Source organism: Candidatus Cloacimonas sp., from assembly GCA_039680785.1.
Lineage (GTDB): Bacteria > Cloacimonadota > Cloacimonadia > Cloacimonadales > Cloacimonadaceae > Cloacimonas.
On the sequence record JBDKSF010000015.1, the window covers coordinates 1 to 10,842 of the forward strand.

At 37.2% G+C, this 10,842-nt stretch carries 12 protein-coding genes; all 12 read left to right on the forward strand.

Annotated features, from left to right (window positions below; genetic code table 11):
• A partial coding sequence (locus ABFC98_00700) for an HDIG domain-containing metalloprotein (protein MEN6444545.1) occupies positions 1-1,454 on the forward strand: 1,454 nt, incomplete at its 5' end.
• Positions 1,447-1,911 (forward strand): rRNA maturation RNase YbeY, encoded by a 465-nt coding sequence (ybeY, locus tag ABFC98_00705; protein MEN6444546.1) that lies wholly within the window; start codon positions 1,447-1,449, stop codon positions 1,909-1,911. The genes ABFC98_00700 and ybeY, both read left to right, overlap by 8 nt.
• 2 nt (positions 1,912-1,913) lie before the next feature.
• Entirely contained in the window at positions 1,914-3,179 is a 1,266-nt protein-coding gene (locus ABFC98_00710) for a hemolysin family protein (protein MEN6444547.1), read from the forward strand.
• A 26-nt stretch (positions 3,180-3,205) separates the two neighbouring features.
• Complete coding sequence (locus tag ABFC98_00715) at positions 3,206-3,880, forward strand: hypothetical protein (protein MEN6444548.1); 675 nt, start codon at positions 3,206-3,208, stop codon at positions 3,878-3,880.
• Positions 3,877-4,233, forward strand: a complete 357-nt coding sequence (locus ABFC98_00720) for a VanZ family protein (GenBank protein ID MEN6444549.1) — start codon at positions 3,877-3,879, stop codon at positions 4,231-4,233. Before ABFC98_00715 ends, ABFC98_00720 begins: the two co-directional genes overlap by 4 nt.
• Entirely contained in the window at positions 4,220-4,936 is a 717-nt protein-coding gene (locus tag ABFC98_00725) for an ATP-binding cassette domain-containing protein (GenBank protein MEN6444550.1), read from the forward strand. The genes ABFC98_00720 and ABFC98_00725 overlap by 14 nt, the downstream gene beginning before the upstream one ends.
• A complete protein-coding gene (locus ABFC98_00730; protein ID MEN6444551.1) occupies positions 4,933-5,454 on the forward strand; it encodes a Gx transporter family protein in 522 nt (173 codons plus the stop codon). The genes ABFC98_00725 and ABFC98_00730 overlap by 4 nt, the downstream gene beginning before the upstream one ends.
• On the forward strand, positions 5,451-7,514 hold the full coding sequence (locus tag ABFC98_00735; protein ID MEN6444552.1) for a PBP1A family penicillin-binding protein: 2,064 nt from the start codon (positions 5,451-5,453) through the stop codon (positions 7,512-7,514). Before ABFC98_00730 ends, ABFC98_00735 begins: the two co-directional genes overlap by 4 nt.
• Positions 7,515-8,678 (forward strand): glycosyltransferase, encoded by a 1,164-nt coding sequence (locus ABFC98_00740; GenBank protein MEN6444553.1) that lies wholly within the window; start codon positions 7,515-7,517, stop codon positions 8,676-8,678. It begins immediately after the preceding gene.
• Positions 8,659-9,852 carry a putative sugar nucleotidyl transferase gene (locus ABFC98_00745; GenBank protein ID MEN6444554.1) on the forward strand — a complete coding sequence of 398 codons (1,194 nt, stop codon included), beginning with the start codon at positions 8,659-8,661 and terminating at the stop codon, positions 9,850-9,852. The genes ABFC98_00740 and ABFC98_00745 overlap by 20 nt, the downstream gene beginning before the upstream one ends.
• Entirely contained in the window at positions 9,852-10,688 is an 837-nt protein-coding gene (ricT, locus tag ABFC98_00750) for a regulatory iron-sulfur-containing complex subunit RicT (protein MEN6444555.1), read from the forward strand. The genes ABFC98_00745 and ricT overlap by 1 nt, the downstream gene beginning before the upstream one ends.
• A partial coding sequence (locus tag ABFC98_00755) for a 23S rRNA (adenine(2503)-C(2))-methyltransferase RlmN (protein MEN6444556.1) occupies positions 10,685-10,842 on the forward strand: 158 nt, incomplete at its 3' end. The genes ricT and ABFC98_00755, both read left to right, overlap by 4 nt.

The window sequence follows — 10,842 nt, forward strand, 5'->3', positions numbered from 1 at the left end:
AAAAATTGAATGAATTAAGCCAAAATTCATTGGAATCGGTGCAGCCAAATGAAGGAATGGTTTTACGCAATGAAATTATAGTGCGCAAAAATTCCCGGGTCACTTCGGAAGAAATTCGCAAACTGGAGTCCTTACAAGAAGCATTTAGACGGCAAAAAATTCGAAAATCCCCTTTGCAAGAAATGCTGCTAACCCTTGGTTTGCTGATTTTTGTTTTTATCACAGTTACTTTAGCCAATCATTATTTTTGGGTGCAAAGCAAAACAGATAAAGTTGCGTTAACCGATTTTTTGCCGATTAATCTGGGTTTTATTGTCCTTGCTCTATTAGCTGCTTTTATCAATTATGTCTTATCCGGTAGAAATCTGATACTTCCTTTTGCGATGATATCTTTGGCTGGCGCTATATTAGTGAATTTTGAATTCGGTTTGCTCTATACCATTTGTAATATGCTTATTATAAGTCCCTTCTTAAACTGGGATACTTTTACGCTGGTTACAATGCTGTTATCTACCGTGCTGTGTTTAATTATGCTAAAACAACAAAACTCCTGGCATGAATATCTTATGATATGGGTATATTTGCTTATCTCGCTGATAGTTACTGTCATAAGTATCGGAATCTACAAGAGGGATACTCTGTTAACTAATTTGCATTCTATAGGTTATGTATTTATTTCTGCTTCGCTTAGTGTGACCGGTTTGTTGATTATCATTCCCTATTATGAACGCAAATGGAATAGAGCTACAAAGCAAACTCTTTTGGAATTGTTGGATTTTAATCATCCCTTACTAAAACGCTTGGCAACTGAAGCGGTAGGAACTTATCATCATTCATTGGTAGTGGGAAATTTGGCAGAACATGCAGCTGAAGCAATTGGCGCTAATCCTCTCTTAGCCAGGGTCGGAAGCTACTATCATGATATCGGAAAAATAGTAAATCCTGAGATTTTCACCGAAAATAACGAGGATTCAGCTGAATTTTATGTTAATATGGAACCAGATGAAAGCGCTCAATTGATTCGTAATCATGTATCCGAAGGCATCGCACTGGCAAAGAAAAATAAGATTCCTCAACCGGTGATAGATATTATAATGCAGCACCATGGAAACACAATAATTCGTTATTTTTACGATAAGGCAGGTAAAGAAGGTAAAGAATTAAGTGAAGATGTATATCGTTATCCAGGACCGCATCCTCAAACAAAAGAAGCTGCAATTGTGATGCTGGCGGATATTGTGGAATCCACAACCAAATCCAAAACCATAGAAAACGAAAAAGATATAGCTAACATAGTGGATACAACTATTCACTATTTACTTAAAGAGGGACAATTCAACGAAGCCCCCGTAACAATGAAAGACCTGCAAAAAATTAAAGAGAACTTTATCCCAATTTTGGAAAGTATATATCGTAAGCGGCTTGACTATCCGGAAGAAAAAAAAGATGAATGATCTGGAATTATTGGGAGAAGCAATTATACCGGAGCCATCCCTGCAAAAAATAGCCGATTTGATTTGTTCTACAGAAGATCCTGCTCATTCTTATCAAATCTGTGTAAAGATGGTAAATAGCGCTACAATGACAAAATACAATAAACTATATAGAGGCCTGAACGAACCTACTGACATTTTGAGTTTTATTACTGCCGAGTTGCCCCCCTGCCAGATAGATGAACAGTTTAGAGAGGACGGATTTTCAGCTAAACCGATTCGGATTTGTGATATTGTTATTGACATAAATCAGCTTCTACGCCAAAAGGATTCAAGAACTATAGAAGATGAATTCCGAGCTGTATTAATACATGGTCTTTTACATCTGGTTGGATATGATCATATTCACAGCACGGATGCTGAAAAAATGAATAAGAAAGAAGAATATTATTTTAAACTTACACAAGGTGAAAATTAGAAGTGGATGACGGTAAAGCATTTATAATTATCGTCCTTTTTGCATTATCTGCCTTTTTTTCCGGCTCTGAGACAGCGCTTTTTTCTCTCTCAAGAGTTTATTTAAAAAGATTGGAAAACAGCAGTAAAAGCAGTGCAAAAAGGATTTTAAAATTACTGGGTAAACCAAGACAATTACTGATAACATTACTATTGGGTAATACTTTTGTTAATTTGGCAATTTCTTCCTTTGGAACTTTACTTGCCTTACAAATCGGCTCAAAATATGGTTATACAGTATCCTCCGTGGTTACGATTCAAATTATACTTACCACTCTTCTTATCCTATTTTTGGGTGAAATCACTCCCAAACTAATCGCTTTATCCAAAGCCGATACTGTAAGCGAACTATTTTCTCTGCCCCTAATTTTGTTTCGATTTATTTTCTATCCTGCCGTATGGGTGTTGGAAAAAATCAGTGACCTATTTTCCAGCCATCAGAATATTGATCGCTATGTGGGAACTCAATTCACGAATGAAGAATTTCATAATCTTATCCAGTCCGAAAGTAGCAGTCATAGCTTGGAAGAACATGAAAAAAAGATGCTGGTAGGATTATTCAGGTTTAGAGAAGCAGAGATTAAAGAGATTTATGTCCCCCGCGTTAAAATTACCGCCATTGAAGAAAACCAGAGTATTGAGGAACTAAAAAAAGTTATCGTAGATAGTGGTTATTCCAGAATTCCAGTATATCGTGGAAGCATAGATGAAATCATTGGTATAATATATGTGAAAGACCTTCTGCTGTATCCTGAGAAAAAAACAATTAAGCAATTAATGCGCACAGTTTGGTTCGTGACCGAAAATATGAAAGTGCAAACACTGTTAAATCAATTTAGACAAAGAAAATTGCAGGTTGCCGTTGTTGTGGATGAATATGGAGGCACCAGCGGCATAATTTCCCTGGAAGATATATTGGAAGAAATAGTGGGTGATATTAGAGATGAATATGATAAGGATGAAATTCCCGAGCTTATTAAAAAAGACGAAAATACTTACATATTGAGCGGTAACTTCAGCATCCGTCAATTCAATGAGAATTTTTCCACCGAAATTTCGGTAGAAGATTATGATAACCTGGCAGAATTTCTGCTTGCTTACTTCAATCATGTTCCTGAGATAGGTGATACTGTTCATTTTAATGATCAGATTGAATTTAGAATACTGGATGCCGATGAAAAAAGCATCAAACAAATTCAAGTGCAGCTAACTAATGGAGAAGAGACCTGAAATACTTTTTCACTCTTTTTCTTCTCTTGCACAGTTTTTTAGCTGCTTTTACTTCCGATTATTATATGAAAGCATTGGGTATGAATATTGCCCGAATCACTATTCAACAAGATGCTAAGGATGCCGACATTGAAATTAGAGTAAAATCGGTAAAAGAGTCAGTTCTATTTCCTCAAATAAATAATATCTACAGCATAAAGTATAATGACAAATTTCTACCTTTGGATTATACTCGTATCATTCGCCAACATAGTGTTAACGACCAAGTTTCAGTAAATTACAATTATAATACCACTCAAGCAACAATGTATCGTTCCTCAGATAAAAGCGCGACCCAGTACCCGATCTTAAAAAATATGAGAGATGTCTATTCATTTCTGGCAAAAGTTATATCCGGAAGTGCTGGAACGGGAGTTTACCTCATTGATGTTAATGGCGTTTGTTTGCAGGCAGAAGTTATTCAGCATTCTTCCGAAAAGGTGAAGACGCCTATGGGAGAATATGCTGCCATACCTTATGAAATTACTTTTCATAATTCCAAATCCATTAAACCACCTTATGTTGATATGGTTACTCACAATATGCTGCAAGACAATAATAAACTGAATTTATGGGTTTATAATAACCAGTTTCCCGTGAAAGCTACTTTCAAAAAGAAAGCGATAAATTGTTACTGTGATTTAATAAGTATAAAGCAATGAAAATTTTTCGAACTATCTACCCTGCTCTATTTTGGCTTATATTGATTTGGATTTTATCTTCCTTACCGTCCCAAAATCTTCCCTCCGTGAATATAATTGGCATAGATAAAATGGAACACTTTGTCATTTATGCTGTTTTAGGTTGCTTGATTAGTAATTGGTTGAGATTTAAGGACTGGAAATTAAGGATAATTATTTTCCTGTATCTTGGGCTCATCTTGCTTGCCGGTTTGGATGAATATCATCAGACCTATATTCGAGGCAGAGATGTATCTATTTATGACTTTCTGGCAAATGCTTCCGGATTGGTAATCGGCTTTTTATTCTATCTGCGTAAATATGATAGAAGTTAATAACCTCAATGTATCTCTTAATAATAGAGAAATATTATCCGATATCAGTTTCCGCTTGGATAATGGAAATAATCTGATTATTCTGGGAAGAAGCGGATGCGGTAAGACAGTTCTAATAAAGACGCTTTTAGGGATTTATTCTCCTGTCTCCGGAAGTGTTATTATAGACGGAACAGATATTCACAGAGCAGCCGATGAACAAAGAAAAGCGACCAAAAAACGCTTTGCGATGGTTTTTCAGAATGCTGCTTTATTGGACTCATTCACAGTTCTCCAAAATGTAGCACTCCCTCTTTATGAACGCGGAGAAAAACAAAGCAAGATAATTAAGGAAAAAGTAATTCACTGCCTTCAAATGGTTGGGTTAGAAAATACGGCAGAACTTTACCCTGCTCAGCTCAGCGGAGGAATGCTGAAAAGAATTGGAATTGCCAGAGCCCTTGTTTATGACCCTGATTATATAATTTTTGACGAACCCGTTTCTGGGCTTGATCCCATCACTGCCAGAGAAATTATGTTTTATATATCCCGCATAGTGGATACTGCTTCTGCCACTTTGATAACTATCACTCACGCTTTGAAAGATATAGAAAGCATAGGTAATCGGGTTCTTTTTTTGAATGAAGGGAAAGTAATTTTCAACGGTAGTATAAACGAATTGTATAGCTCCACCAATGGTTTTATCCGCCAATATCTGCAATGAATATAAATAATAAATCCACCCTTATACAGCTTGCATTTTGGACAGCTATTGCCGCGTCTGTGCATATTATTGAAGATATGATTATGCGTATGCTGCCATTACCTTTTATCAGAGTAGGTTTTTCCAATATTGTAATACTCTATCTGATATATCACAATAAAATTTGGGAAGCATTCATCGTTAACATTAGCAAATCAATTTTAGGGGGAATCGCAACTCTCACTTTACTTAGCCCTTCCACAGTTTTATCTTTAACAGGAGGACTGGCTGCTGTAATTGTTATGTTGTTTGTTCGCTGGCTGCACATCGGATTTGGTTTATACGGAATCAGTATCTGTGGAGCTATTGCTCACAATCTTATGCAGTTAACTATGGTTCGCATTATCCTAATTAAAAGTAATAAAGTTTTTGTGTTGACACCAATCTTGCTTTCAATTGCGTTGGTTAGCGGTTGCATTATTGCATACCTAACTATATATATAGACAGGAAAAACTATAGCTCCGAATTAAAATTATGAAAAATGATACGAAACAAAAACTATATACACTGTTAAAATACCTGTGGCTTGCCTTTTGCTTGATCGCCGGTGTTTTTATCGGTGCATTATGGTTTTATAGAGATAGCTTGCCACCCACGAGTGAATTAAGGAATTACACTTTACATTCCGGTTCCGAGGTCTATGACCGCAATGGTAAAATGGTATATCTGTTTGCTTTTGAAAAACGCAAACTTGTTTCCTTAAAGGAGCTTCCGCCCTATCTTATTGATGCCTTGATCGTAACTGAAGACAAACATTTCTATCACCATTTCGGAGTAGATATTTTAGGTAATATTCGCGCCTTAGTTGTGGACATTACTCGGATGGATTTTTCTCAGGGGGCAAGCACAATTACCCAACAAATGGCTCGCAATATGTTTCTTACTTTAGATAAACGGCTTTCCCGCAAGATGAAAGAATTAATCCTCTCTTTCAGGATAGAACGGGAATTTACTAAGGATGAAATCCTGGAAATCTATTTCAACAAGATTTTTTGGGGAGGACAGGTTCATGGAGTGGAAACCGCTTCCTTGTATTATTTCGGAAAACACGCTCGCGATTTAACTTTAGCAGAGTCAGCAGCCCTTATAGGTATGATCCAAAGACCCAATTACTATAGCCCCGTAAAGCACCCAGAGCGTTTGATAGAAAGGCGTAATCTCATTTTGAGTAAAATGTTGAAGGCCAAAAAGATCACTCGGGAAGAATACAATGAGGCAGTTGCTTCTCGTATAACAGGCGACCGAAGTTCTATGCAGCAATATTCAACTGATTACTTTATAGAATACATCCGTCTGTATTTGGAACATAAATATGGAACCGAGAAACTCTTTGAAGGCGGTTTAAAAATTTACACTTCTTTGGATGTTGATCTCTCCGTTTATGCAGATTCCGTGTTAAATCGTTATTTATCCAATGCGGAAAAAAATTATCCCGTTGCTATGCGCTACAGTAGTGTTCCCAAGAACAGCGTGGATATCAATACACATTATCTGCAGGGTGGTTTATTGTTAATGGAAAATAGCACTGGGCAGGTCTTAGCGATGATTGGAGGTCGCAACTTTACTCACAGTAAATTTAATCGCATCGTTCAAGCCAAGCGTCAACCAGGTAGTTCAATTAAACCAACTTATTATACCGCTGCCGTAGAAAAAGGTTATACTCCCGCAACAATTATTATAGACGCTCCTCTATCTTTAGTGGGAGGAGACGGCAAAGAATGGTCGCCGCAAAATTTTAGCCGTGAATATTATGGACCTACCAGAATGCGGACTGCCATTACCCATTCCTACAATGTCTGGGCAGTTAAAGCAGTTATGGATATAGGTTTGGATGTAGTTAACGATGCCTTTCGCCGTTTTGGAATTAATGCAAAGGCAGAGGATTACTCAGCTGCCTTAGGTGCTTATGAAGTAACACCGATAAATCTGATTTCTGCCTTTACTACTTTTCCTAATGGGGGCTATCGAACCAAACCCGTTTTCATAACCAAAGTAGAAGATATGAACGGAAAAGTTTTGGAACGCAGCGTTACTTCCAAATTTAATGTTACTTCTCCTGAAGTAGCATATTTAATGACTTCTATGCTTCAATCTGTGGTTACTTCTGGAACAGGCGCAGCAGCCAGAAACAATTATTATTGGCAGGCAGCAGGTAAAACAGGAACATCCAGTGAACATAGAGATGCCTGGTTTATAGGTTTTAACCGTAAATATACCTTAGGCATCTGGAATGGCTTTGATAATAATGCTGCCATTTCTTCCAGCGCAAGTTGTGCTCCGATTTGGGGTCAAATAATGACCAAAGCAATTCGGAATGAAAATAAAGGGCGTTTACCCAAAAGTGATGATCCGCGTTATAGTTTTGTAGTGCCAGATAAAATCGTTCAACGCAATATCAATCCCAGAACAGGTTTTCTATCGGAAAAAGGCATTCCAGAGTATTTTATTGAGGATAATATCCCGCCAGCTCGTTCAGACACTTTAAGTTACAATTTTTACCCCACTCATTGGGGAACGCTTAAAAAACTGGAAAACTGAGTGAACATCCTTTTTTATATCCTCTGCTTTTTTATTGCCACTGGTTTTTTAACCTACGGCACCTTCTGCATTCGTTTTTATTTCGGACATAAGAAATACAAGCCCGTTTTCAATTTTCAAAAAAGGACAGTAAGCGTAGTTATCACGGCTCGCAATGAAGCTGAAAATTTACGAGAATTATTGCTGCGGTTGCTAAATCAGGATTATCCCAATGAGTTGTTTGAAGTTATTCTTGCCGACGATGATTCCGAAGATGATACTGAGCAGGTAGCTAATCATTTTATTGAGTCCGGATTAAATTTACGCTATCTGAAAATAATTGGCAGAGAAAATGCTATCTCCCCTAAAAAGAAGGCAATGCAGGAAGCAGTTGATACCGCAAACGGAGAACTAATTATTACTACTGATGCCGATTGTATAGTTCCCATAACCTGGATATCTTCTATGGTTTCATTATTTACCGATGATGTTTCTATGGTTGCAGGATATTCCAGAACTTACCTTCCCGACTGGAAGAAAGCATCCTTCGTGCAGAAATATGAACATCTGGATTTTGCGCTCACTTATATGGTTTTAGGAGGCGGTTACACCATAAATAAAAGTTGGGCTTGCATCGGTCAAAATCTTGCCTATAGAAAATCTGCTTTTTATGATGTGGGTGGTTTTAGTAAAATTAAGCATTTGCTTTCCGGAGACGATGTAAATTTACTACAATTGATGCGCAACAAAGGGCACAAGATAATTTTCAATTTTCAACCTAACAGCTATGTTTATACAAGACCTGTAAAATCTTGGAAACAATTACTAAATCAACGCAGTCGCTGGGCTTCCAATATGAAATATCAGCTAAAGTTCAATCCTGAGTTCTTTTTTATTTTATTTTCACTTGCCTGTTTATATTGGGGTTGTATTTTAATGTTGTTTTTCAGCTGGAAAATTGCCCTAATGGTTTTCCTTTTTCGCATTCTCATTGAGTGCATCACTATTAGTTATTCCCGTTCCCGTTTTGAAATTACCAATGATATGCTAAAGTTTTATCCGGTTTGGCTGTTGATTCAAAACTTCTTTCTTGTATTTACGATGCTGATGGGGCAATTCAATATTTTTGTTTGGCACGGGAAAAAACCATATATAAGGAATCATAATGCAAATCATAATCTTTGATGATGAATCGCGTTCAAATTTTTTTCCGTTAACGCTCACTCGCAGCATTGGAGATCTTCGTTGCGGAATTACAAAACTCCGTCAGCGTTTGGAGCACACCTTTGCTAATTCCGGTGAAACCAGCATAATAATAGATGAGTCACTTGTTCCGCTTTATAAAGAAAGACATCCGGATTGGTTAATCAATGCCAAAATAAAGGGCGAAAAATTATATATTAATTCTCGGCTTGTTTTAACCGCAGATGCAATTGAGCAAATTGATAAACTCTCCCTTGGTTTTTGTCTGATGAGCGGACAAGACATTGTTGCAATGAAAGTTAACGATGATTCCATCTTTCCTGAGAGGGATGATCTAAAAAGTAAATTCTGTAACCTTCAGCTATACAATTCTCTTGCCGATCTGATTCAAGACAACAATAGGATGCTTGTTCGGGATTATCATAGGCACTTCTACGAAGCCGAAAATTATTTTGAAACCGAACCCGGAGTAACTGTTTTACATCCCTATAACATTTGGATTGCGGAAGGAGCCGAATTTGCCCCCGGTGTTATTTTAGATGCCTCTGAGGGTCCTATTGTAATAGATTCCGGAGCACGCATAATGGCAAATGCCGTTATTTGCGGTCCTGCTTATATAGGCAAAAAATCCCTCATCAAAATCGGAGCTAAAATATACGGTGGTAGTTCAATAGGTCCAATGTGCAAAATAGGTGGAGAAGTTGAAGGAACGATTTTTCAGGGTTACAGCAATAAACAACACGACGGATTTTTAGGCCATTCTTATATAGGCGAATGGGTAAATTTGGGAGCGGATACCAATAACAGTGACCTTAAAAATAACTATAAAAATATCAGCTATTATTCATATACAACCAAAAGCAAGGTAGATTCAGGAGCTCAATTCAGGGGTTGTTTTATTGGAGATCACAGCAAAACAGGTATCAATTGCAGCATTAATTCCGGAACCGTTATTGGAATAGGTTGTAATCTTTATGGAACAAATTTAATGCGTGATTTTATACCCGATTTTTCCTGGGGTGAAGCAGGAAAATGGGATAAATATAGATTTCCTGCTTTTTGTGAAACCGCTGCCATCGTTAAGCAACGCCGCAAGCTCACTTTCACCGAAACAGAAAAAGACCTTTATCAACAAATATATAATCTGAGGATATAATGCAAAACTATATAGAAGTAGAATTTCGCACCGGTAGAATAGGATATTATCGATATCCTACCAAGTTTAATATTCAGCCCGAAGACCTAATCATTGTAGAAGTGGAAAGAGGTGATGATATTGCCCAAGTTGTTCATTTGAGCATTGAAGAAGAAGATCTGGATGCTCAATTGTTATCGGGAAAAAATTACAGCATCCGCAGACAAGTTACTCAAGAAGATCTGGAAAAAATGAAAAATCTTAGCGCCGAGGAAGAAAAAGCGTCCAAAACATTTCTTTCCATTTTGGAGCATTATCCTTTTGAAATGAAACTGATTGAGACAATTTTTCAGTTTGACGGTAACAAACTAACCTTTTTCTTTACCGCAGAAGGAAGAATTGATTTTCGCAGTTTTGTACGCGAATTGGCAACCGTCTTCAAAACCAGAATTGAACTTCATCAAACTACAGGTAGAGATGAAGCTCGTCGTCTTGGTGGTTTTGGAATGTGCGGAAAACAATATTGCTGTGGCAGTTTTTTGAAGCGTTTCAACCAAGTGACCATCAAGATGGCAAAAGATCAAAATCTGGCAGGTAATTTAACCAAAATATCCGGTCCCTGCGGTCGCTTACTTTGCTGTCTCAATTTTGAAGAGAATTTCTATGTAGAAGAAGCAAAGGGCTTTCCCATAGTAGGAACTTGTGTAATGTATCAAAACACGAAAATGATGGTTTTTCGTTTAAATGTTTTGGGTAAAAAAGTTATGCTTGCCAGCGAAGAAGGAATAATATCAGAATTAGATTTGGATGATTATTACAAGCTACAAGTAATTAGCATCCCCACAATAGAACAATGAAAAAGAATGTTTTTTCCTTCTTACCTGCAGATTTGGCAGAAAACATTATCTCTTTACAACCGGATATACCTGTTTATAGAACAAAACAGATACTATCTTGGCTATACAAATCACTAATAAATGATCCAGATGCTATGACCAATCTGCCTCAGCA